The following is a 23613-nucleotide window of genomic DNA, read 5'->3' on the forward strand; positions in this document are numbered from 1 at the left end:
CGTCTGCACAGGTTAAACGCCCGGCTAGGCGTTGATGTTCCGTAGTTTGTCCCGAACCATCTGGGCTCGCACGAAGTCCCGTTTATTGTTGTCCATCTCCTGTCCAAAGAACTTCTGGAGATGCGCCGGCTGCGACAACAGGAGGATCTCGTTGATCAAAGCAACATCGATCCCGTCCAGTATCTTCATCGCACGCCCCAGACGGATCGCCGACAGCAGGTTCATGACCTCGTCGGACGTCAGCACCCGGGCGTGCTTGAGGATACCGTATGCACGCCAGATCTTATCTTCAATCATATCGCCGGCTTCGTCAACCAGTCGCTGGCGCGCCGCTGCCTCTTCTTCGGTTATATCGGCAGTTGCCCGGCTGATTTGATTGATGATCTCCTCTTCCGTAATCCCCAGCGTGTACTGGTTGGAAATCTGGAAGAGGTTGCCCAGCACGTCCGAGCCCTCGCCGTAGAAGCCGCGGACGACCAGGCCCGAGGTGGTCAGGCGGTTGATGATCCGATCGATTTCGCGGGTCAGAACCAGCCCCGGCAGGTGAATCAGGACCGAGGCCCGCATGCCGGTACCGGCGTTGGTCGGACATGCGGTGAGGTATCCGAAGTCGTTGTCGTAGTTGAACTCGAGCATTCCGTTCAATTCGTTTTCGTACCGCAGCGCCATCTGAAACGACTCCTGCGGGTTCAGTCCGGCCGACAGCGCCTGGATGCGAAGATGGTCTTCCTCGTTGACCATGATCGATACCCGCTGATCGTTGCCGATAAAGACCGACTTGGCCGGGTCGCCATCGAGAAAGACCGGCGAGATGAGATGCCGCTCGATCAGAAACTGCCGGTCGAGGTCGTTGATTTCGGCTGCCGTGTGGTACTCCCCGTCGCCGAGCAACGGCGAGCGCGAGCGCGCCGAGTCGAAGTAACTGATAATGCGTTGTTTGGTTTCGTCGTCGGCCTGCGGCGGAAACAGCGCGCCCGCGACATTGCGGGCCAGCCGCACGCGGGTCGACAACACCACCATCGAGTCATCACCCTGACCGGAGAGCCAGGCCGCCGGAAGTTTTGCCATCGCCTCAAACATTGTCTGCAACTTTCACCCCGTCCTGCCTAGTTGTCAACTGGAAATCCCTCGCGGAGACTCTTGAGCTTATCGCGCAACTCAGCGGCGCGTTCGAAATCTTCGTCCTCGATCGCCTTGCGAAGTTCCGCCTCGACCCGCTGTTCCTCCTTGATAGGAACGAGCTGTTGGCGGGGGCTTTCCGCCGACATGCGGGGATTGCGGCCGCGGTGGATCGAGTTGCCGTGAATCTTGCGCATGATGCCTTCCAGGCGCGGTCGGAACGAATCGTAGCAGTCGCCGCAGCCGAACCGTCCCTGGCGGGCGAATTCCTCGAACGTCAGGCCGCACGTCCGGCAGACCAGTTGCTCGCCGGTCGGAGCGCTGCGCGCTGCCGCGTACCCGTGCGACCAGTTGGCGAGGATCTCCGCCAGCGGAAACGGCATGTTGTCGAGCGGCGAGTGAAACCCGTGTTTCGCCGCACACTGCCTGCACAGCGACAATGATATCTTTTTGTTATTTTCTATGCGGGTAAAATTGACCTCGGCTTCCCGTTTCTGGCACTCCTGGCACAGCATGCTACTTCACCACCTTCCCTGTGACTACTCGTGTACGCGTCCGTCCACCATCGTGAATCGCCGGTGACAGCCGGCAGCCAGTTCTTCGTTATGCGTGGCGATCAAAAACGTGATGCCCTGCCGGGAGTTCAACTCCAACAGCAGTTCATGCAGCGCGCGCCCGGTTGCGGTATCGAGATTGCCCGATGGTTCGTCGGCGAGGACAATATTCGGCGCATTGGCCAGGGCGCGTGCGACCGCCACCCGTTGCTGCTCGCCGCCCGAAAGTTGTTTCGGCCGGTGGCTTGTCCTGTCCTGTAAACCGACCTGCCCGAGCAGCAGTTCCGCCCGTCGGCGGGCGTCGTTCGGCGGCGTATCGGCCAGAATCAGGGGAATCATCACGTTTTCCAATGCGCTAAAGTCGTCCAACAGGTAGTGAAACTGGAAGACGAAGCCGATGGTGCGGTTGCGAAACCGGGCCAACGCTTTCTCCGACTGCGTGTGGATCGCGGTATCTAATATCGTTATCTCTCCGCGGGTGGGCCGGTCGAGCCCTCCCAGGATGTGAAGCAAAGTCGACTTGCCCACACCGGAAGCGCCGGTCACCGCCGCCACTTCGCCTGTCGTCAGTTCCAGATCGACTCCCTTGAGCACCGGCAGCGTTTTCTCGGCCGTTTTGAACTCTTTGAAAACGCCTTTGGCAGAGAGGATAATCGGTTGCTGGTTCATGGCCGTAGGTACACCTCTCCCACCGGCTTACACTTACCTTTTTCGCCAGTTTTCGGCAAATATTTAGTCATCGTCCCTCTTTTCGCCCCGGTTACTGCCGGAGGACGTCGATCACCGACGTGCGCGAGGCCTGCAGGGCCGGATATACCGACGCCAGAAAGCAGATCACCATGGTCACGAGACCGGCGAACAAAAAATCGGTCGGGTGTACATCGATGGGCACATAGCTGATAAAGTATATGTCCGGCGGCAGCGAAATCACTTTGTAGGTGTTTTGCAGCCAGGCCGCCAGACCGGCCAGCGTCCAGCCGCCGGCCACTCCGCCGATTCCAATCAGGAGCCCCTTCAACACAAATATCGTACCGATCTCACGCGGAGTACTTCCAATCGTTTTCAGGATTCCGATCTCAGCGCGCTTTTCCATGGTTGTCATGACCAGGGTCGAAATGATCGAAAAGCCGGCGACCAGCACGATCAGGATGAAGCCGATAAACAGGATGATCTTCTCGAATTCAATCCATGAAAAGATGTTCTTGTGGAGGACGTTCCACGGGACGACTTCGTAGCGATAATCCAGCAGCTGGTCGATCAGCGGCGCCACGTCCTGCGCCATGTAAATATCGGTCAGCTTCAGATGGACGGCGGTGACGCCGCTGTCCATCGAGAAGAGCCGCTGGGCATCGACCAGCGAGATATACGCCAGTTGCGCGTCGAATTCGTACATTCCGGTTTCGAAGATCCCCGAGACATAGTGCTTGGCGATTCGTGGACGGCTCCCCGCCCGGATGTCGTCGCCGCTCATGGCGTACAGCACGACCGGTTGGCCGACAAACGTCTGAAGGCGGTCGGCAAGCCCCCTGCCCAGCAGTATGCCCGGCAGGGTGTCGTCGAGTACCACGGCCGGCTCAAAGGTGTAATCGCCGACCACAAGATCTCGTTTGACATTTGATGTCCCGGCCTCGGCCTGAAGGTCGATGCCGCGGATCACGATTCCGTCGGTCGAGGCCGGCGACGATATCCCGCCCTTGTAGTAAATGAAGGGCGAGGCGGCCACGACACCGTCCATTGCGTTCAGTCGGTCGACCAGCTCATCGTAGTCGTAGATGAGTTTCTCGCCTGACGGGAATATCGAGATGTGCGCCGTCGTACCGAGCAGGCGGGAGCGGATTTCGGATTCAAACCCGTTGTGCAAAGACATCACGAAACACACGACCGCGACACCGAGCATGACGCCGAGAATCGTGATCCAGGTGGAAACGGAGACGAAGAAGCGACCGGAGCTGAAGTATCGGCGGGCGATGAAGGTCTCAAAGCGCACGGGCGTCCCTGTTGTTGTCGATGCCTAATCCTTTATACACGAAAGTATTATACCACACGCCGGGGGTGGTGCAACCGTTTTTGACGGCCGCGTACCGGAATCGGCCGGAATGAAAAACGACGGGCCGGATACCGGCCCGTCGGGGAAACGATTCATCCGGAAATCCGGACGGCTCGCTTATTCACCACAGTTCTGAGTCCGGAGGCGCGTGTGAGTCCGATCGCCAACGCTTTCCGGATTGATGCAGGTCTGGATTTCGTAGCGATACCGGTAACGGTATTCGTCACCGCCGCCGTCGGTCGCAGACTGCTCGCCGACCCGGAATCAATTGACGTTCTTTCTGGTACCCGTCGCCGTCGTACGGCCGCACCCAGTCGGGGTCGAGTCCGTTCGGGATGCTATCACCGTCGGCGTCACGGAACCAGTCAAACGCGTGTGCCCATCCGGAGCCTTTTCCATCGCCGGCCATGGCGCTGGGTGCACCGACCAGCGCGTGCCAACCAACCATCACACACAGAAGTTTACATCCTGCAGGGGATTGTAAAGACGAGACGGGGATGGTCGTGTTTGCGAGCGTGTACCGATTGGTCCACGTGGCGGCCGCACGGGGACGCTGGAAGCGAACTCTGATTGACGCCGGCTGTTCCGGCGTTGGGCAGACTCGAGCACCGATCAGTCGGCGCCCTCTTCTTCCACCAACTGCATCAGGATTCTCGATACCGGCACCGTGCCTTCTTTCGTGTCCTTCATCTGCGGGAAAAACAGCACGTCGCGGATCGAATGTTGATTGGTCAGAAGCATTACGAGGCGGTCGATCCCGAACCCCAGCCCGCCGGTCGGCGGCATGCCGTAGGCCAGCGCGGTAATGAAGTCGTCATCGAGCGGCTGCGCTTCCTCATCGCCGGCGTCGATCGCTTTGCCCTGCTCGAGAAACCGCTGCAACTGATCGACCGGGTCGTTGAGCTCGGAGAATGCATTGCCCAGCTCTCCCCCGGCTACAAACAACTCAAACCGTTCGACAAAACGCGGATCGGTTTTGTGCTTTTTGGCCAGCGGTGAGATTTCGACCGGGTGGTCGGCAATGAAAGTCGGCTGAATCAGGGTCGGCTCCACTTTGGCTTCCCACACGCCTTCGATTACCTTGCCGCGATTGTGCAGATCGGTTGTGTCGACCTGGAGCGCTTTCGCCGCCGCCACCGCCTCCTCATACGTAAAATTCGTGAAGTCCACGCCGGTGGCCTCTTTGATCGAATCAACCATCGTTACCCAGCGGAACGGCCGGCCGAAGTCAATCTCGTGTTCGCCATAGGTGACAGTGTACGATCCGCACGTTTCTTTCACCGTGTGGCGCACAAGCCGCTCGAAAAGCTTGGCGATATCCCGGTAGTCCGCATAGGCCCAATACAACTCGATCATCGAGAACTCCGGGTTGTGAAAGCGGTCGAGGCCCTCGTTGCGGAAGTCCTTGCAGAATTCCCAGACTTTGTCGAACCCGCCGACAATCAGTCGCTTGAGATACAACTCGTCGGCGATCCGAAGGTACATCGGGATGTCCAGCCGGTGGTGATGCGTAATGAACGGGCGCGCCGAGGCGCCGCCGTAGAGCGGCTGCAGGATCGGCGTTTCAACTTCCAAAAAGCCCTCGCCGTTTATGAAGTCACGGACGGTCTGGATAACGCGCGACCGCATCCGGAACACCTCGCGCACTTCGGGATTCACGATGAGATCGGCATAGCGGCGGCGGTATCGCGTTTCGACATCGGTCAGCCCGGCGTGCTTGTCCGGCAGCGGATGAAGGGCCTTTGACAGCAGCTCGTACGACTCCACATGAATCGTCCGCTCGCCCGTCTTGGTGACGAACACGTAGCCCTCACAACCGATGATATCGCCCATATCGAGCGAGTTGAACACGGCGAAGCTCTCTTCGCCGAGATCGTCCTTGCGGACGTAAATCTGGATGCGCTCGGATACGTCGCGGACGTCGGCGAAAATCACCTTCCCCATTTTCCGCTTGAGCATGATCCGGCCGGCAACCCTCACGCGCACCTGGGCCGTCATGAGAGCGTCAAATTCGCGAAGCACGTCGCGGATGTAATGCGACCATTCGTACTTGTACGGGTACGGGTTGATATCTTTGGCGCGCAGTTCCCGGACCTTCTGGTAGCGGGTCCGGATCAACTCCGTCAGCGGGATCTGCAGGCTCTCCTGCGCCTCATCGGAAACGGGTCGGTTGTCTCGTTCATCACTCATGAATTGCTTCCTGAATTCGTGGTCTGCCGTGAAGGGCGTAGTATACGGCCCGAACGGCGTTTGAGCAACGGCTGATACGCGGGGCGATCCGTGCGGCCCGGTCAGCGCGTCTCGGCTTTGACTTTGGCGATTATGGTATCGACAATGCTGTCCGGGACCAGCCCGGCAATGTCGCCGTCGTGTCGGGCGACATCTTTGATCATCGAGGACGAAAGGTATACCCAGGACAACGCGGGCATCAAAAACACGGTCTCGACATCGTGCGCCATGCGACGGTTCATCAGCGCCATCTGGAACTCATACTCAAAATCAGATACCGCCCGCATGCCGCGAATGATTGCCACCGCGCCAAGTTCAACGGCAAGATTGGCCGTCAGTCCTTCAAACGAAATAACGCGGACCTCCGTGTGATGCGGAAGACCGGCGATTGCGGTCTGCATCATCGCTACGCGCTCATCGCAGGTGAACATCGTGCTTTTCGATGACGTCCGGCGGGCGACCGCTACCACAACTTCATCGAAAATCCCCACCGCCCGCTCCACGAGCGAGAGGTGACCATTGGTGACCGGGTCAAACGTGCCCGGGTAAAGCGCCAACTTACGCGAATCGGCTGACATATCCTATCCTTCTGTCCGGCAACGGATGCCGCAATGTAGACTGATTCGGCTGCCGTGGCAAGAAGCTATTTGACCGTCAGGCCGAGAGCCACCATGCAGCGTTCCGGCTCGATTCCGGAACGCCTCGCCCGTTCGTCAAAATAGGCTTCATTGAGACTTGGACGGGCAACCCCCGAGGGAAACAATCGAGTGAATTCCGGCAGCGCGGTATCGCGGCAGCGACCCGACAAAATCAGTTTCGCCAACGGCACCGTGATTCCCCACTCCGCGAGCTCGGCCAGCTTGAAGTTGACGACCGTGCGAAGCTCCACGGCCACCTGGCGGCATCCCCGTTCGGTTGCCGGATCGAATCCGTTCAGCGACAGGTGGGCCAGATTGATGATTCTCTTCTGATACAGCAGGCAAATCGAGACGGTATCGATACCGATATCGGCAAGGCAGAGCAGGTCGCCCGGCTCGATTCGTCCGAAGGCGAGGTAGCCCATCCCGAGAGCTGCTGCCCGCATACGACCGTCAACCGGAGAGCCTCCCGGAGGCGTCGCCCTGTCCCGCTGGCGGTACGCGAGTCCGACGACACGATGCTCCCGCGCGGTAGGAATCAGGTCAATCGTAAACTCCGATTCCGGATCCAGCAGCGACGCGGCCATCTCAAACCGGGCTCGATCCTCCTGTGACAACGGCTGGTCCGATCGGACGTGAAGCGACTTGACGATGACGTCGCGATCGGGCACCGCACACACGCATCGCGCCGTTCCGACCTCGGCCGAGTCCGCCGACTCAAGCCGCTCGGCCGAACGCACGACCGTGCGCCCGCCGTCATGGTCGACTCGAACGGCAACGACATACTCCCCGTACGGATCTATCCCGAGCCGCTGTCCATTCACGGTCGTTGCACTTTCAGGTAGGGTTTCAGACGTTCGTACAGGCGGGGACCGATCCCTTTGACGTTGGTGATGTCGATCTCCTGCTCGAACCGGTTATGCTGGCGGTAGGCGACGATCCGGTCGGCGAGTATTGCCCCGATACCCGGCAGAAGTTCGAGCGAGTCGGCCGGCGCGGTGTTCGGGTCCAGCACAAACAGACCGGTGTAGTCAGGAGCGGAACCGAGCAGGACAGGCAGCTCAGGTCCGGTTTCTGCCGGGGAGGTATTCGCCCGGACAAAATGGTATCCCGATACGAGCAGCAACACAACGCTCAGCCCGGCCAATACTTTCAATTGTGTATCAGAGAAATCAAAGAAGCGGTTTATACCCACGCCGACTCACTCCATTATTAACGGAGTCAATATAGGAAGGCGCCGCCCGACAGGCAACGGGGACGAAGTCAAAAGCGTGTGGTCTTTGTCTGGGAACGTCCGCCGAACGGCAGAAAAAAACCACCCCCGCGCGGGGTGGTCTACCCGTTTCCATAGTCATTTGTCGGTCGGACGGCGATTAGTTCAAGCCGATACTTGCCGCAGGAACATCGTCCGGAAGCGGAAGCAGCCTGCCGGCCCCCTGCATGAGCTCACGAAGATCCCGTCTGCCCTGCTCGAGCATGGCCTTGATTTTCGGCGCGAGTTCGGTCGAATAGATTCCGAACAGCGGCTGCGCCTTGCCCGGATCGGCCTTTGGGTCGTAGTATCCGAGGAACGGCTCGCCGTTGTAGTTGCGCACCAATTCCACCACGAGCTGGAGCGGGAAGTCTCTTATCTCCAGCGACCCGATAAACACCGCCGTGGTTTCGGCGCTGTCGAGGGCCGCCTTGACACCGTACGCCGGGGCGATCTCGCTGTCCGCATCACACACGTGGGGGAAATTGAGGTACTTTTCGCGCGCCTGCTCGGGTTTAAGGACCAGCGCGACCCGCTCGAACACGGCGGCATAACGGCGGTAGCTTTTCTCCAGACGTGTGAGCGGACCGTCCTTGACGAAATGCTCTTCGCGGCCGCGCTCGCCGCCGGCGAGCACGTAACAGGTCATCTCTCGAAACGGGTTTTGCATACCATCTCCTTGCTCAGAGTCGCACGTCGAGAAAGAGTTTCCCTGTGGTGGACTTATTGGGGGAATATGGTTGGATTTTCAGTGACACTGAAAGCATATGAATACGACTAACCGGATAGAATGCAACAGGAAAAATACGGACAAGGAGAAGAATTTGTATCGTCTTGATTCGTCGCGACTTACAGCTCTGACTCTTCCGGCTTCTGGTCCAGCGAGCCGGATACGCCGCGAAGGATTTTGAGGCCGCGAAGTTGCCGGTCGGCTTCGAGTCCCCAGCCAGTCAGGGTATCGGCGCCGCGCGTGATTTTGACGAATTCGTCGGTGTGAATGAGATTGGTGGCCGGATCAAAATACAGTGAATCGGTTTCCAGCTTGCTTGAGTCTTCGGTGATCACCACCACATGTCCGTACGCGTGAAGATCCTCGGTGGACTCGCGAATCAGCCCCGAGTCGGAGACGAGCGATGATACAAGCTTGCCGGTGGTATCGAACATGTTGATATCGAGTACGTACCCCATCGTGGAATCGACCGACTCGAACTTGCGTATGCGCTCGGCTCTGATTTCAGCTGTCACATATTGACGATCATACATGAAGATAGTCGCACCGAGCATATCGGAGTCCGGGCGAAGGGTATCCGAACCCGACGATTGCGCGGCGGACTGATCCCTGTCGAATGAGCAGCCGACAGCGAACAGGAGTGACACTGTGACGATAGTTGTCAGAAAAAGTTGTCTCATGGCTCTTCTTATACGGATTGTCGGACCGCCAAGATACCTCATTTAGCGCCACCTCCAAATTCTTTCGTTAGGCAACCAGGAGAGCGGGCAAATGTTCCGCAAACTGAGAATTCCGTGCATTACGGTGTCGGGAATCTCGGCCCCGATTTGCTGCCGCTCACATATGACGACTGCCTGCCGTAACCAACGGCTCACCTGACAGCCAATTCGATATCACGCACGTGTGACCGGCTTCTGTGCGATCAAAGCTGGAAAGCGGGGACGATATTCCGTATCATTGGCTTACGCGACTGTAGTGCTTTCAAAGGAGCGGCGCCGCTCATGCTGAAAAGAGGCTGTATGACCAAACGATACGACATCAAAATCACCCTGATATCGCAAATCAAGAAGTGCCCTGCCGGTCACAAAGTCGGCGACCAGTGGGTTGTTTCACGGTATACGCCGGCGGGTATGTGTCTTGGTGCGTTTAATTCAATTCTGCCATACATCACAACGCTGCGGTTCGGCGGCTCATTTCCATGGGAAAAAAATGCCGACAGCGGCACATTTTGCTGCCCGGATCCGGCCGTGGTCAACACGTTTCGTCTCGAGCGCGTATCAACTGGCAGAGACAACGATGAAAGCGACGTTTTCAATGCCTGAGCGGTGCGACATGGGGCCGCTCGATTGACGGCGCGAGGTAGTGCCGTCCGGCATGCATTTCTTCGCGGTGATCAGTCCAGTGAGGCGATACGATTCCATCGTTGACTTTTTGGTCGGCATTTATCTCATTGCTTCATGACGAGGTGTACGATGGTGACGGCGGTCGTCACGCCGCTCGAAAACTGTCGGTCGATGAATGGAGGTTACACATGGTCTGGAAGAAACTCGCGGTGGCGCTGCTGGTAGTCCTGGTGGCAACATCGGTAACGGCATTCGAACGAAAAGGCACAACCGCGCTCGGCGTGCGCGCCGGAGTCTTCATGCCGCTTTTCGACGGTGATGATTTCACCCTGTACAACGGTTCCCATCAGCCCTTTCTCGCCGGGTGGGATTTCGGTCTCGAAGCGCGACGGGGACTCTCACAGAAGGTCAATGTCGGCCTGACGTTCAACTACCTGGTCACCTATGACGACACGACGACAACTGACAATGCGGGAGATGAGTGGTACAGTTCCGAAAACGCCTTGGCCAAACTGACCGGCATGGCGTTCGGACTTGATGCACAGTGGTTTTACGCGCCGGAGTGGCGGTTCCAGCCATACCTGCTGGGCGGAATCGGAATCGACATGTGGTCCGTTGAAGACCGCGAGAGCGAAGATTCTTACGGCAGCACGGACTTCAACGTCAAGATCGGCACCGGCTTGTTTGTCCCGCTGAGCGACAAAGTGGGGATGGATTTCCAGGCGAAACTCACCACCGATATCGCCAATCTCTCCGAGGACTTCCCGGATGGATTCTATGGGCCGTCGACATGGGAAGAGTACAGCGACCGGCCGTTCAAAGGTTACCTCGAAGTCACCGCCGGCCTGTCGTATTTCTTCGGCGGCAAGGTAGACACCGATCGTGACGGGGTTGAGGATGCGCTGGACGCCTGTCCCGATACGCCGAGGAAAGTTGAAGTTGACGAACGGGGCTGTCCGCTCGACAGCGACGGTGACGGTGTGCCCGACTATCTCGACCGGTGCCCGGATACGCCGTCAGGCGTGAAGGTCGATGACATGGGGTGCCCGCTCGACTCTGACGGCGACGGAGTCGCCGATTATCTGGACAAGTGTCCGGACACGCCGAGCGGAGTGGCGGTGAATCCCGACGGTTGTCCTCCCGATGCGGACGGTGACGGTGTTGGCGACTATGCCGACCAGTGCCCGGAAACGCCGGCCGGCGTGAAGGTGGATCCGCAGGGCTGCCCGCTCGACAGCGACGGTGACGGTGTGCCGGACCATCTTGACAAGTGTCCCGGCACGCCCCGGGGGGTCGAGATCGATGCCACCGGCTGTCCGCTGGTGCAGCGTATCACCGAGAAAATCACGCTGAATATCACGTATGCCAGCAATTCGTTTGAACCGGATGACGTGTCCAAGAGCAAGCTCGACAGCATCGCGCTGCGGATATTCGCCTATCCCGACACGAAGATCGAGATTCGCGGTTATACGGACAGCCAGGGTTCGGAACAGCACAACCAGACGTTGTCTGAAAACCGTGCCAACGGCGTACGCGACTATCTCATTTCAAAGGGCGTCCCGGCGGACCAGTTGACGTCGAAAGGCTTCGGAGAAAATCCCGAATATTTCGTCGCCGACAACGACACGGCCGAAGGACGGGCGAAAAACCGCCGCGTTGAGATCGAACAGGCCAAATAGTCGTTAGCTCATACCCAATCGGAAGAAGAGGCGGCCACGGGCCGCCTCTCTTTTTTTGGAGACTATTTCCCGGCTGTAGCGGTCATCGTCACGCGAGGTCGAGAGTCGGCAACTCCGTACTCGTACGGGATGATGTTTTTACGGGGCTGTCGGAGTGGCTGCCGACTCTATACCAGTTTGGAGCGGAGGATATCGTGCAGATGGATGATGCCGACCAGCCGCCTCTGTTCATCGACCGTCGGCAACTGCGTAATGGAATAGCGTTCCATCATCGCGAGGGCGGCGTCGAGAATCGCGTCCTGTGAGATCGACTTGGGATTTTTGATCATCACGTCGGACATCCGCAGCGTGTACATGTCGGTCTTGCGTTCCACGCAGCGGCGCAGGTCGCCATCGGTGAAAATTCCCCCGATCGTACCGTCATCGTTGCGCACGAGCACGCATCCGAGCCGCTTGCCGGTCATAGCCAGAAGCAGGTCGGACATCGAGGCATCAGGGTCGACCAGGGGCAGTTGCTCGCCCGTATGATGGAATTCCGACACGCGTTTCAGCAGCCGTCGACCCAGAAAGCCTCCGGGGTGCAGGGCGGCGAAATCGTCCGCGGAGAACTTCCGCTCCTGCAAAAGGGCGATTGCGAGCGCGTCTCCCATGACCAGCGCGGCGGTCGAAGACGATGTCGGAACGAGATTATTGGGGCAGGCTTCGGACGCGACCGAGCAATCGATCGGGAAGTCCGCGCGCTGGAACAACGGTGAGTCGACCGTACCGCACAGCGCGATAATCCGCACGTTCAACCGGCGCGCGGTCGCGATCAACACGTCGGCTTCGTCCATCTGTCCGGACTTCGAAATCAAAAGCAGGATGTCTTCGGGACGCATCAAACCGATATCGCCGTGCATGGCCTCGGCGGGATGCAGGAAAAAAGAGGATATCCCAGTAGAGTTGAACGTCGCCACGATCTTCTTGCCGACCAGCCCCGATTTGCCCATTCCGGAGACGATTACCCGGCCGGTGCAATTGAGAATCGCCTCGACCGCCTTATCGAACGACTCATTAAGCCGCTCGGCCAGCCCGGCGATCGCCTCGGACTCGAGCCGGAAAACGTCGAGCGCGTGCTTGCGGGCGTTCATCCTCTGATAAACTCCTTCGGGTCTTTGCCGATCGCCTCGAAATACATGGTGAGTATTTCGCGCACGGCGCCGAACCCGCCCTTCTTCTGCGTGACCCACATCGATGCCGCCTGCATTTCGTCGACTGCATCGGCCACCGCGATCGGCAGTCCCACCGCTCGTGCCAGCTTCAGATCGAGCAGATCGTTGCCGACAAACGCGACCTCGTCGAATCCGATGTGCAGCCGTTCGAGCAGCGGCGTCAGCATGGACACCTTGTCCTTTTGTCCCTGCAGGACATTGGCCACGCCGAGGTCTTTCATGCGTGTGTCGGTGGCCGGAGAATACCGGCCGGATACGATGGCGATTTCCAGACCGGCCCGCATGGCGAGCACGATCAAAAACCCGTCGCCGATATTAAACCGCTTCATCTCGAACCCATCGGGGCCGAAATAGAGACTGTCGTCGGTCAGCACGCCGTCGACATCCAGCGCCAGCAAACGCACGCGCTTCAGCCGCTCGATAAACTGCTCCCGATCGAGCCTTTCTACAACACGGTCCGTCATCGGTGCGCCGCCTCCCGCACACGCAGCACTTCTTCGATAAGCTGTTCCATCTTTGCCAGCGGAAGCATCGCGCCGGCGTCCGATCGGGCCTTCGACGGATCCGGATGCGTCTCGACAAAGAGCCCGTCGATACCGACCGCCACGGCGGCCTTTGCCATCGGAATGACATACTGTGGCTGGCCGGACGAAGTCGCCCCGGCGCCGCCGGGCAACTGCAGGGAGTGCGTGACGTCGTAAATGACCGGGTATCCGGTCTCGCGCATTATTAATAGAGAGCGAAAATCGACTACCAGCGTGTGGTAGCCGAAACTGACCCCGCGTTCGGTCAGCATGATTTTTTTGGATTCGGCCTTGGCGGCGATTTTGGCCATGTCGTCGGGCGCGAGAAACTGCCCCTTCTTGATGTTTACCCAGCGGCCGGTCCGCGCTGCGCCGACGACAAGATCGGTCTGACGACACAAAAATGCCGGTATCTGGAGAATATCCGCTACCTCGGCGGCCGCGTCGATCTCACCCGTTTCGTGGATGTCGGTAAGTATCGGGAGGCCGGTTCGTTCCTTGACGCGTCGCAGTATCGCCAGTCCCTCGTCGAGGCCCGGCCCCGCGTATGAGCCTTTCGAAAGTCGGTTGGCCTTTTTGAACGACGCCTTAAACACGTACGGCAGGTTATGCCGCGACGCCGTCTGGCCGACCTGCTCGGCGATCTGCAGGCAGAGCTCGCCGGACTCGGCGGCGCACGGCCCGGCGATCAGAAAAAATCTTCCGGCTGCGATCTGTGTCATTGTGTCCGTCATATCGGCTCTGAATATAGGCTCGCAGGGTCCGAACGCCAGCGATAAAGTTCTCGACCTCTGCCCGTTACCACCCCGACACGCGGTAGTGCCAGACCACGCGGTCGCTGTCAGATGTAACGTACCGGTCGGCGCCGACACTGGGATTCGAGTCGTTGACCGAGTAGATCCAGTACGTTTCGCGGGTGACCTCGAGCGTGTCGATTGCGGTCACAAATGTTCCGAGACTGCTCTGTTTATACTGCACCTGGTGGCTTTCCATCAAGAGGGCCAATACGGTTGTCGAGTCACGTCCGACCAGTTCGATTCTGGCCAGGTCGCCCTGTTCCGACGAATCCGACCGCTCGGCTTTGTCTCCGCACCCGGCGGCCATCAGCATCAGCAGAAGCATCAAGGCGCCAAAGAAGTACTGGCGCCGCTGGATACAATTTGCCATCATATCAACATTCTCCCGTTCGTGCTACAATTAGCCGGATCGGGCGTTCCGCGTCAACGGAGTTCTTCTCGGGGTGTAGTCATGGCACAATCGGCACAGCGTCTCGGGCACCTGTTGGACCGCTCCATCCAGACGGCGTGGCATTACCGCGGTCTCTGGCTGCTGGGGATATTCGCCGGCTACGGCATGAACTTCAATCTGAAGGCCCCCTCAGGGGAACCGATAGCAGGCACGGTTGGACCGTTGACCACCAGTCTCCCTTTTCCATCGGTCTGGTCCGTTGTCTATCTGCTGGCCCTGTTCTTCCTGTGTTATACGATCGCCGTACCCGCCCTCGTGTCGGCAATCAGCAGCCTCAACCGCACCGGATCATATCGGTTTGGAGAGAGCCTGCTGATCGGGGTTGACGTGTTTTTCCCGATTCTCGGACTGAGTTTGACCGGTGTCGTGCTTTTGATGCTGCCGGCAACGGTACTCGCTGCGCTCGCCGGGTTGTTGTTTGCGATCTCGACGATCTTAGGGGTGGTGTCGTTGATCGTCATCGTTCCGGCGGGACTTCTCCTGATCTTTCTCTACGCATCGCTTGTCAATCTCTCGATCAGGGACATAACGATTCGCCGCGCCCGACTGCTCGATTCGCTGCAGACATCGTGGCGGTTTGTGCGAAGGCACACCAGACGCACATTTGGCGTTTTTTTGATTTCGGTCGGATTCGTGGCGGCGGCCTTTGTCGCCCTGCGCTTCTGCTTTCACCTCGTGCAGCTGGTGGCATCGCTCTTCAGCGCCGAAGCCGGTGAGTCGCTGCCGACTCTGTATGCCGTACTATTCGGTTTGCCGTTTTCCATTATCGTGGGCGGGTTCTTTGGCGTGTGCGCCGAAGGGCTCTACACGTTTTTCTATCTCTCCGTCGAGGAGCCGTCGCGCGATGATATCTGGGCGACCACTGGCGCCCGGGACAAACACAAGGACTGATCCACTCGTCGAACCTTGCACGGCGGCGAAATACGGCTAAACATTTAGTTGATCGCGTTCACCTGCCCTGAATATATTGACCGCGAACGTAGTAACACGGGTAACGAAGGGGAGTTATGGACTACGGATATATCGTCAACAGAGCCTTTCAGATTGCCTGGAAGTACAAATCGCTCTGGGTGTTTGGGCTGTTTGTGGGCGGATTCACCAACTTTAATGTCGATCTGCCGACCAACAGCTTCTCGTTTGACCCCGAAAGCGCCGAGCTTCCATTTCACATCTCTCCGGAGATCATCGCTGCGCTGCTCCTGGTGGGATTCGTGCTGTTTATCCTCTTTCTGGCAGCGTACTGCATTTCCGCTCCGGCGCTTATCGACGGTGTCAATCGGATCGAGCGAGGCGGCGTTTATCGGTTCGGCGCCTCGTTTTCCGCCGGCGTTGACTACTTCTTCCGCATCCTCGGGCTGGGGGTGCTGTATTTCCTTACTGTTTTCGTCTCTATGGTGATCCTGACCCTGATCTTCATCTTCGTGGCTATTCTTGCGGGTGTATCGCTCGGCGACAGCGGCGCCGGACCGGCCATTGCGATCTTTTTGCTCGGCCTGTTAATCCTGATTCCCCTTTTGCTGTTTGTCTATCTGATCATTATGACGCCGTTTTCGCTGGCGCAGCGCGTTATCGTCGTGCGCAATGCACCGATATCCGACGCGCTTTCCGAAGGCTGGCTGTTGTTCAAACGCAATTTCGGCAAATCGATGCTGATTTATCTGATCAATCTCGGTATTTCGCTGGCCGTGATTATCGCCCTCGCAGTGCTGTTTGCCGTTGTCGCCCTGATCGTCATCATATTCGTGCCGGACCCCATGGAGCATATCACAGAGTTCATCATTCTCGGGATTGTATTCGGCCTGCCCATATCTCTGCTGTTGGGCGGATTCTTCGGCACGTTCCACAGCGCGTTGTACACACTTTTTTACTTTGAGCTGGTCGAGCCGGCTGCCGGCAGGCAGATCGCCGCGCAGACACCGCCGATTATCCCCGGGACGGCCGGCTGATGCGATGGTATAAGTAGCTATGAAAATGACTTCACTGCGCTCTTGTGCTACCGGTCGTATACTGTTTGTTGCAATCTCAGTATTGTGCAGCGGCGCTGCGGCACAGAATCCTTACCCTGCGCCATCGACAACCCATGCGGGGATTCCCCGTGTATCGGTGATCGATAACGCCGTCGCACTGCAGACCGGGCTGTATCAAGATTACTATCGTACCCACTCGGCCGAGGCCGACCTTCGTTGGGTCCGCGACAACGACAGCTCCCTGGTGGCGTTCTGGGAGACCAGCGGGGGGCTCATTTTGCGATTGCTGTCGCAGAACGCCGGCATCTCGTGGGTTGAGAGGGAATTCGATTTGTATCTCCTTCGCTTTTACCCGACCTCCGGCGAGGGGGATCCGCTGGTGATTCCGCTTGGGGGCACGCGCACGGGGGGGCTGACCGAGGCCCCGCCGTCGGGCGCCCGCCTGCAGTTCGGACTCATTTATCAGCTCGCGAGGCGCATGCTCGCCCAGGTCGACCGCCCCGAGAACATTGCCGACCTGTCGATCGCCAGTCACCCCCTGATGCAGCCCGGTCCGTACCGCCGCGACAATCTGGCCATGCTGCTGGCACTGGTGACCGCGGAGCAGGTGATGGGTTTGGACTCCACATTCGATGCGTACCAGTCGGCGTACTGGAAGCACCGTCATCCCGGGCGCGAGATATTCGAGGAATATTTGCTCAAAGAATGGATCCTGACACCGGACCGTCCGCTGGCCACGTGGATTGCCCGTGAACCTTATGGCTCTCGGCTGGTGACGGCCGTGCGTCCTCAGCGCCCGGCACGAGCGGGCGATGGCGCGGCTCGCCAGCGCGTCGAAGGGCTGCCGCTGAAAGGGCGGCTCGGATTCTCCGTCGGTATCGACGAACGCAACCGGCTGGTGGTTGATAAACTCGACCCGGAGCGTCTTGCCTTCGCTTCAGGGCTGCATGAAGGGGACATCATTCGTCAAGTTGACGGCGCCCGGGTGACCAGCCAGAAACAGCTTATCGAACGCATCATCCGCGGGCTCAATGGTATCGGCGCCACCCTCAGCATTCAGCGCGACGGACAGCCGATGACCGTAATCCTTCGGCCCCGGCAGGCTGCACCGCTGACTGACGAGTACTTCTGGAATGAGGTCGATTCGCCCCGGTACGATTACCCGCAATCGCCGGATGCGTCAGGCGACAGCTCAGCCCCGAATGAGTAGCGACTCCGAACAGAAGCCCGGACCAAGCGCCGACACCACACAATGGCCGACCTCCGAGACCGCCCGCTCCCGCAGGTATCGTTCCAGCACGAACAGGACCGTGACTGACGACATATTGCCGAAGTCGCGAAGGGTCTCCCGAGAGAAACGAAAGGCCTCTTCGGCTGTGCCGTACGCAGTGCGGTATGCGTCGAGCACCTTCTTCCCGCCCGGGTGGTAGAGGAAACAGCGGATATCATCGCGGGCCAAACCGTTTTGCTTCAAAAAGACATCGAGTTCCGTAGCCGAGTTCTCCGCTACCAGATCGGGGATGCGCCGGTCGAACACCACCTGAAGGCCACGCGACTGAATATTCCAGCCCATGACATCAAGGGAGTCGGGATAGAAATTGGACTGTGTGGCCAGAATGTGCGGCCCGCCGCCGTGGACGTAATCCCCGCTCACCAGCACGGCCGCAGCGCCTTCACCGAAAAGCGCGGTCGCGACCAGATTGCTGCGGGAGAAGTCATCATGCATGAATGTCAGGCCGCACAATTCGACGGCGACAATCAGCACCCGGTGTTCCGGGTGGCCGATCGCATAGTGGTGCGCGTGGGACAGCGCCGCCGCGCCGCCGGCGCACCCCAGCCCCCAGATCGGCGTCCGGCGGACGTCCGTGCGGAGATTCAGTGTGTTGATCAGGCGGGCGTCGATCGACGGCGTCGCCAGGCCGGTCGTGTTGATGTAGACGATGTAGTCGATCTGTGCCGGACTTATCCCGGCGAGTTCAAACAACCGCACGCATGCGTCGGCGCCCAGTCGAGTGGCTGATTCGATGTACGCGGCGTTTTTCTCCTCAAGCGAATGCTCGACCGCAAACCACTCCAACGGCATGGTGAAATAGCGCCGTTCTATACCGGTATTGTCAAACAGTGACAGCCGAAGATCGAGATCATCGAAATGCCCGGCGAAAAGCGTTCGCGCAAATCTGCGTGCCGTTGCCTGGTCGATTTCATGAGTCGGTACGGCTGTCGTAATTGCGTCGATTGTGGGCATGGTACACTGATCCGTGCTTGTCGGTCATTCCCGTTGAGACCGCGCGGTTGGCCGAAGCGAAGATTCATCGCCGGACCGAGCTATGCCGGTGCTGTCGTCCGCAGGCCCGTGATATGGTCACCGGTCAACCGGCGCCCATGGACAGGTACCGACATCCGGCACCACGCCCGTCTACTGCGATTTGCTGAAGGCTACAGCGTCTAGTAGCTCTTGTCCGCGTAAGCGCTGGTCGGTACGATACAAATGAATTCAAACGGCTCGTCGTACGGATTATCGAACTGGTGTTCGGCGTTGGGGGGCACGACGGCGAAATCTTTCGGCCCCACCTCGTGAACGGCAGTGCCGATCCGAAGCCGGCCGCGGCCGCTCACCACGTAGTTGATATGTTCCCACTCGTGCTGGTGTCGCGGCGTATGCCCACCCGGCTCGATCTGGAACAAGCGGAGCACATGATTGCCCCAGCCTTCTTTTGGTCCGATAACCTCGGTGCCCGTGGCTTTGTCGACACCGTCCATCTGGAGCGGCTTCTTGACGATGTCGGTATATGCAAAAACACCCATTGCTTCCTCCATTCGTAGTACGCCCAATATACTAGCCGGCGTTGGGACAGGCAACCCGTCAACACAGGGAGCCCCGTCAGGTCAGCGGTGGAGGTGAATCGGCAGCGCCGACGCTTGTTTTGTCGGCCTTGCCAACAACCACGCGCTTCCCTATATTTGCCCAAATCAATCCGAACCCGGAGCTAGACGATGAAAGCGATCACACGTGCGATCCTGCTGGCGAGCGTGCCGGTCATGATATACGCCGTTGATGTCGTCGACAGGAAACCCGCTATGACCTACGTTGAAGCGTCCGCAAGCCAGTTGCTCGAACAGGCCGATTCCGTCTTCCAGTCGCGCGACTACGAAAACGCCCTCACCGCCTACAGCTCAGTGGTCGAGCAGGCCCGTAAAGAATTCAACCGGTCGGTCGAAGTCGAAGCGCTCGCGCAGGTGGCGCGCATGAACCTGATCCTGAACAATAAGGACGAAGGCCGGACGTGGCTGCAGAAGGCCGCAGAACGGGCCGACGACGCCGACCCGATGGGCTGGTCGCGGTATCTGGGCGTCAAGGGCCGCTTTGAATGGAAGGACGACGATCTGGTCACCGCCCGAAAGACGTTCGACGATATGTATTCATACTGCAATACCAACGCCCTGTGGGGACGGGCGGTTGATGCCGCCCACATGATCGCGATCGTCTCCCCCGACTCGAAAGACCAGATCACCTGGAGCTACCGGGGAATCGAAGCGGCCGAGAAGTCCGGCGAAGAATCCTGGCTCGGACCGCTCTGGAATAACCTCGCCATCACCTACTTCGACATGAAATCCTATGACTCGGCGCTGACCTGTTTCCAGAAAGCCCGCGAGTACCACTGGCGCCACTCCGGCGAGATCGGCAAGTTGTTCGCCGACTACCACGTCGGGATGACCCTCCGGCACATGGGCCGCTACGATGAGGCTGCCACGTGGCTCCGCCCGGTTCTGGCGTGGGCCGAGCGGCTCGGCGACCACAGCGCGATCGGACAGGCGTGCGAAGATCTCGGCGAAGTCATGATCGCCACCGGGGACAAAGCGGGCGGGGTGAGACTGCTCAAACGCGCCCGCGATGAATACAAAATCGAGAAGTGGGACGAGCAGGTGCCCGATGTCTGGAACAAACTCAACGACCGAATCGCGGCGCTCGAGAAATAGCGGCGCCCCCGCCCGATACGCTTGTCACCTGCCGGACTGCGCCAAGAACGACTGTCGTGTCACCTGAAACGCACATCGCGTGCTTCGGCTGCGGCGCGCTTGTTCCGAATACTGAGGGCCCCACACACGCCTATATCGGCGCGCCGCCCGGCTGCTGGGCGATATACACATCGATACTCGAACGCGAGTACGGTGAGTTCCGCAACCCGCCTTGTCACCGCCTCACGGTTGACTCCTACGCCGCCCAGCACCCCGGAGTGCCGTCACGCCGTTCAATCCAGTCGGTCGCTGTCCATCTAGTCAGTCTCCACCTCGTTCTCGAACTCGCGTTTGACCATCAAGAAGCCACGCGGGCCCTTGCGAAGTTCACCGGCAATGGCGTACCTTACATATGGATAGAGCCGCCGACTGCCCCGGACTGGCTGACCGTTGTCGATGTATGCGGTGCGCCGGATCTGACCGAGCATGAACGGCGCGTGATTCGCTGGGCGCGTTCGGTCTGGGACGCATGGTCGGAACATCACGATACCGTGCGCTCCTGGGCAAGCCGGTCGCTCGACTTGAACAGAGGATAGCGCATATGTTCTCCCCCAACGGCTTCATACGAATCGTGCGGGTATCGGTCGTCTCCGCTGTCTGCCTCGTGGTCGGCGTCACCCTCTCCTGCACGACCCAAAGCGTCGAACCCGAAGTGATCGGCGAAGGGACCTATCCTGCCGCTGTCGGCACGCAGTGGATCTACGCCCGCTATGACAGCGTGCGATCGTCACAGGACACCATTACGATCACGATCACCTCATCGCGCCCGCTCCAAAACGGATGCATGGAACATACCGCACGCTACAAGGCCGGCGACACGCTTCGCGATGACACCCTTGTGACCTGCGGCGACACGGCCACCTGGCTCAGCGGCAACGGCTACAACAGCTGGATCACCGAACGGTACGTCTTCCCGCTGACTGTCGGCAACGCCTGGAGTGCGAGTTTCGAGTACGATTCGGTCTGGGTCAGGCAGAAAAACCTCCTCGCGGTACCGGCCGGAGAGTTCTACAAGACCTATCAACTCGAGCGAATCATGTTTTTCCTGAACTACTCGCTTGTCGACCGGATCTGGGTCGCCCCCGGCTACGGCGTCATCCAAAAACATGTCCGTCGCTCCTGGATTGAGCCGGATTTCCGTGAGCAAAACGACGTCTGGACGCTGATCGACTATACAATCGCTGAATGAGAACGCCTTCTCTGGGCTTTGCACCGGATGTTGCGGATCGTCACCGATTGACGTACCTTGCCGACAGTGAGCACACATCATCCGACCACGAATGAGGAATCATGAAATACCGTAAGCTCGGCAGGTATAGCATCAAGGTATCCGAAATCTCGATCGGCGGCTGGTTGACCTACGGTAAGTCGGTCGACCAGGCCCAGACCGCCGCCATAATCCGACGCGCGGTCGATCTCGGCATCAACTTCATCGACATCGCCGACATCTACGCCCGAGGCGAGGCCGAACGGGTGATCGGCGCCGCCATCAAAGACATGACCCGCTCCGATCTCGTCATCTCGTCCAAGGTGTTCTGGCCGATGTCGGAGAACGTCAACGACCGCGGCCTCTCCCGCAAACACATTATCGAGTCGATCGACAAGTCTCTGGCGCGTATCGGCACCGACTACCTCGACCTCTATTTCTGCCACCGCTTTGACCCGGAGACGGAAATCGAGGAAGTCGTTCGGGCGATGGACCATGTCGTGCGGCAGGGCAAGGTGCTGTACTGGGGCACCTCGGTGTGGGATGCATCGCACATCAGAGTTGCGGTCGCCGAGGCCGAGAAGATCAACGGGTATATCCCGGCGGTGGAGCAGCCGCGTTACAATATGATCGACCGCCACATCGAAACCGAGATCCTGCCCATCTGCCAGAAACACGGACTGGGCCTGGTCGTCTGGTCGCCGCTCGCACAGGGACTGCTCACTGGCAAGTACAACAAGGCGCTGCCGAAAGGCACGCGCGGCGCCGAGACCGACTGGTTGAAAAGCGACCTGACCGAGGGCAATCTCGAAAAAGTGAAAGCCCTGACCACGCTCGCCGAGTCACACGATATCACGATTTCACAACTGGCGCTGGCCTGGGTGCTTCGACTACCCGCCATCAGCAGCGCGATCACCGGCGCGACCAGGGTCGAACAGGTCGAGGAAAACGTTGCGGCATGCGATGTTATCCTCGAGCAGGAAACACTCGACCAGATCGAGTCGATCCTCGGCAATAACCCCGCGGAGAATTGACCGGGGACGTTGCACGGTCGTTGTCCGGACGAATTCATATTAATGTGATTGACCTCCCGCCCTGCCGGGAGGTTTCTTTTACCCGTATCAGGAACCCATAACGATTCGGGGAGTCATACCATGTATCGCAGTGTTGCCGACTTCAAGAAATTCTGGGCGATGGAGACCGAGAAGACGCGCAAGATTTTCGACGCGCTGACGGACCAATCGCTGAACCAGTCGGTGGCGGGCGGCCACCGCACGCTGGGCCGAATCGCCTGGCATATCGTCACCACCATTCCCGAGATGGCCGGGCGTACCGGCCTGACGTTCAACTCGGTCAAACACGACGCGCCCGTACCGAAACGCGCCAAAGAGATCGCCGAGAAGTTCCAGGCCGCGGCCGACGAAGTGCTCTCTCAGATCAGCGCGAAATGGAACGATGACACGCTGCTGGTCAAAGACGACATGTACGGCGAGCAGTGGCCGAAAGGCGAAACGCTGCTCGTGCTGCAGATACACCAGACGCATCACCGCGGGCAGATGACTGTGCTGATGCGCCAGGCGGGGCTGAACGTTCCCGGCGCCTACGGACCATCGAAGGAGGAATGGGCCGCCTACGGCGCCCCGCCGCCGGAGATCTAAGCTGTCATCGTGCGTGGTGTACGTCCTCGTGCACCACACGTCAAGACTGGTAGCCGGCAGGAGCCGTAGGGCGGGTCCGTCTTCGATGTACGGTATCATGAGATAGGTAACATGTTCTGTCAGGACATTGGTTACACTTTTGGTGTATCCTGGGTTGAGGAGGAGCCAGGATATGCCGTGGAAGCGAACC

General features: G+C 59.1%; 27 protein-coding genes. 10 read left to right on the forward strand and 17 right to left on the reverse strand.

Translation table 11 applies throughout. The annotated features are described in order from the left end of the window. Positions 1-24 precede the first annotated feature (24 nt). The 11 genes from RBT76_08150 to lptC all read right to left on the reverse strand — a co-directional run bounded on the left by RBT76_08150 (position 25) and on the right by lptC (position 9249). On the reverse strand, positions 25-1068 hold the full coding sequence (locus RBT76_08150) for a protein arginine kinase (GenBank protein MDX9857744.1): 1044 nt from the start codon (positions 1066-1068) through the stop codon (positions 25-27). 38 nt (positions 1069-1106) lie between these two features. Then, positions 1107-1634, reverse strand: coding sequence for a UvrB/UvrC motif-containing protein (locus RBT76_08155; GenBank protein ID MDX9857745.1), 528 nt, complete (start codon positions 1632-1634; stop codon positions 1107-1109). A 24-nt stretch (positions 1635-1658) separates the two neighbouring features. Next, a complete protein-coding gene (locus RBT76_08160) occupies positions 1659-2342 on the reverse strand; it encodes an ABC transporter ATP-binding protein (GenBank protein ID MDX9857746.1) in 684 nt (227 codons plus the stop codon). Positions 2343-2433: 91 nt separating this feature from the next. Then, positions 2434-3660 carry an ABC transporter permease gene (locus RBT76_08165; protein ID MDX9857747.1) on the reverse strand — a complete coding sequence of 409 codons (1227 nt, stop codon included), beginning with the start codon at positions 3658-3660 and terminating at the stop codon, positions 2434-2436. A gap of 283 nt (positions 3661-3943) precedes the next feature. Beyond that, positions 3944-4171 carry a hypothetical protein gene (locus RBT76_08170; protein ID MDX9857748.1) on the reverse strand — a complete coding sequence of 76 codons (228 nt, stop codon included), beginning with the start codon at positions 4169-4171 and terminating at the stop codon, positions 3944-3946. 161 nt (positions 4172-4332) lie between these two features. Further along, positions 4333-5910: a lysine--tRNA ligase gene (gene lysS, locus RBT76_08175; GenBank protein MDX9857749.1), complete on the reverse strand. Its 1578-nt coding sequence runs from the start codon at positions 5908-5910 to the stop codon at positions 4333-4335. Positions 5911-6011: 101 nt separating this feature from the next. Continuing rightward, positions 6012-6527, reverse strand: coding sequence for a pantetheine-phosphate adenylyltransferase (gene coaD, locus RBT76_08180; protein ID MDX9857750.1), 516 nt, complete (start codon positions 6525-6527; stop codon positions 6012-6014). 65 nt (positions 6528-6592) lie between these two features. After that, positions 6593-7411 carry a hypothetical protein gene (locus RBT76_08185; GenBank protein ID MDX9857751.1) on the reverse strand — a complete coding sequence of 273 codons (819 nt, stop codon included), beginning with the start codon at positions 7409-7411 and terminating at the stop codon, positions 6593-6595. Beyond that, a complete protein-coding gene (locus tag RBT76_08190; protein ID MDX9857752.1) occupies positions 7408-7782 on the reverse strand; it encodes a helix-hairpin-helix domain-containing protein in 375 nt (124 codons plus the stop codon). Before RBT76_08190 ends, RBT76_08185 begins: the two co-directional genes overlap by 4 nt. A 178-nt stretch (positions 7783-7960) precedes the next feature. Continuing rightward, complete coding sequence (locus tag RBT76_08195; GenBank protein MDX9857753.1) at positions 7961-8509, reverse strand: hypothetical protein; 549 nt, start codon at positions 8507-8509, stop codon at positions 7961-7963. A 179-nt stretch (positions 8510-8688) separates the two neighbouring features. Further along, the gene (lptC, locus tag RBT76_08200; protein MDX9857754.1) at positions 8689-9249 is read right to left on the reverse strand and encodes an LPS export ABC transporter periplasmic protein LptC; all 561 of its coding nucleotides are present in this window, start codon (positions 9247-9249) and stop codon (positions 8689-8691) included. A gap of 339 nt (positions 9250-9588) precedes the next feature. Here lptC and RBT76_08205 point away from each other — a divergent pair, with 339 nt between their 5' ends. Together RBT76_08205 and RBT76_08210 are read left to right on the forward strand one after the other, a co-directional pair. Continuing rightward, positions 9589-9891: a TIGR04076 family protein gene (locus RBT76_08205; GenBank protein ID MDX9857755.1), complete on the forward strand. Its 303-nt coding sequence runs from the start codon at positions 9589-9591 to the stop codon at positions 9889-9891. A 209-nt stretch (positions 9892-10100) separates the two neighbouring features. Continuing rightward, positions 10101-11591, forward strand: coding sequence for an OmpA family protein (locus tag RBT76_08210; protein ID MDX9857756.1), 1491 nt, complete (start codon positions 10101-10103; stop codon positions 11589-11591). A gap of 167 nt (positions 11592-11758) precedes the next feature. On the opposite strand, the gene RBT76_08215 is transcribed toward RBT76_08210, so the two are convergent. The 4 genes from RBT76_08215 to RBT76_08230 all read right to left on the reverse strand — a co-directional run bounded on the left by RBT76_08215 (position 11759) and on the right by RBT76_08230 (position 14496). Continuing rightward, on the reverse strand, positions 11759-12721 hold the full coding sequence (locus tag RBT76_08215) for a KpsF/GutQ family sugar-phosphate isomerase (GenBank protein MDX9857757.1): 963 nt from the start codon (positions 12719-12721) through the stop codon (positions 11759-11761). Further along, positions 12718-13266, reverse strand: a complete 549-nt coding sequence (locus RBT76_08220) for an HAD hydrolase family protein (GenBank protein ID MDX9857758.1) — start codon at positions 13264-13266, stop codon at positions 12718-12720. The genes RBT76_08215 and RBT76_08220 overlap by 4 nt, the downstream gene beginning before the upstream one ends. After that, on the reverse strand, positions 13263-14048 hold the full coding sequence (gene kdsA / locus RBT76_08225) for a 3-deoxy-8-phosphooctulonate synthase (protein ID MDX9857759.1): 786 nt from the start codon (positions 14046-14048) through the stop codon (positions 13263-13265). The genes RBT76_08220 and kdsA overlap by 4 nt, the downstream gene beginning before the upstream one ends. A 76-nt stretch (positions 14049-14124) precedes the next feature. Further along, on the reverse strand, positions 14125-14496 hold the full coding sequence (locus tag RBT76_08230; protein ID MDX9857760.1) for a DUF4430 domain-containing protein: 372 nt from the start codon (positions 14494-14496) through the stop codon (positions 14125-14127). Positions 14497-14574: 78 nt separating this feature from the next. On the opposite strand from RBT76_08230, the gene RBT76_08235 reads away from it, so the two are divergent. The 3 genes from RBT76_08235 (at position 14575) to RBT76_08245 (ending at position 17751) form a co-directional block, all read left to right on the forward strand. Next, entirely contained in the window at positions 14575-15465 is an 891-nt protein-coding gene (locus RBT76_08235) for a hypothetical protein (protein ID MDX9857761.1), read from the forward strand. Positions 15466-15581: 116 nt separating this feature from the next. Continuing rightward, positions 15582-16520, forward strand: coding sequence for a hypothetical protein (locus tag RBT76_08240; GenBank protein ID MDX9857762.1), 939 nt, complete (start codon positions 15582-15584; stop codon positions 16518-16520). A 157-nt stretch (positions 16521-16677) separates the two neighbouring features. Continuing rightward, positions 16678-17751 carry a PDZ domain-containing protein gene (locus RBT76_08245; GenBank protein MDX9857763.1) on the forward strand — a complete coding sequence of 358 codons (1074 nt, stop codon included), beginning with the start codon at positions 16678-16680 and terminating at the stop codon, positions 17749-17751. Here the strand turns inward: RBT76_08245 and RBT76_08250 are convergent. Both RBT76_08250 and RBT76_08255 read right to left on the reverse strand, forming a co-directional pair. Continuing rightward, positions 17734-18786 (reverse strand): 3-oxoacyl-[acyl-carrier-protein] synthase III C-terminal domain-containing protein, encoded by a 1053-nt coding sequence (locus RBT76_08250; protein ID MDX9857764.1) that lies wholly within the window; start codon positions 18784-18786, stop codon positions 17734-17736. The genes RBT76_08245 and RBT76_08250 overlap by 18 nt on opposite strands. 200 nt (positions 18787-18986) lie before the next feature. After that, entirely contained in the window at positions 18987-19346 is a 360-nt protein-coding gene (locus tag RBT76_08255; protein ID MDX9857765.1) for a cupin domain-containing protein, read from the reverse strand. A gap of 189 nt (positions 19347-19535) precedes the next feature. Between RBT76_08255 and RBT76_08260 the strand changes: the two genes are divergently transcribed. From RBT76_08260 to RBT76_08280, 5 genes are all read left to right on the forward strand, one after another. Continuing rightward, positions 19536-20519 (forward strand): tetratricopeptide repeat protein, encoded by a 984-nt coding sequence (locus RBT76_08260; GenBank protein ID MDX9857766.1) that lies wholly within the window; start codon positions 19536-19538, stop codon positions 20517-20519. A 56-nt stretch (positions 20520-20575) separates the two neighbouring features. Further along, positions 20576-21094: a DUF5946 family protein gene (locus RBT76_08265; protein ID MDX9857767.1), complete on the forward strand. Its 519-nt coding sequence runs from the start codon at positions 20576-20578 to the stop codon at positions 21092-21094. 5 nt (positions 21095-21099) lie between these two features. Next, complete coding sequence (locus RBT76_08270) at positions 21100-21747, forward strand: hypothetical protein (protein ID MDX9857768.1); 648 nt, start codon at positions 21100-21102, stop codon at positions 21745-21747. Between the two features lie 101 nt (positions 21748-21848). Further along, a complete protein-coding gene (locus RBT76_08275; protein MDX9857769.1) occupies positions 21849-22799 on the forward strand; it encodes an aldo/keto reductase family protein in 951 nt (316 codons plus the stop codon). A 120-nt stretch (positions 22800-22919) separates the two neighbouring features. Then, positions 22920-23423 carry a DinB family protein gene (locus RBT76_08280; GenBank protein MDX9857770.1) on the forward strand — a complete coding sequence of 168 codons (504 nt, stop codon included), beginning with the start codon at positions 22920-22922 and terminating at the stop codon, positions 23421-23423. Positions 23424-23613 lie beyond the last annotated feature (190 nt).

It is taken from the genome of Candidatus Zixiibacteriota bacterium (assembly GCA_034003725.1).
Taxonomy (GTDB): domain Bacteria; phylum Zixibacteria; class MSB-5A5; order GN15; family FEB-12; genus WJMS01.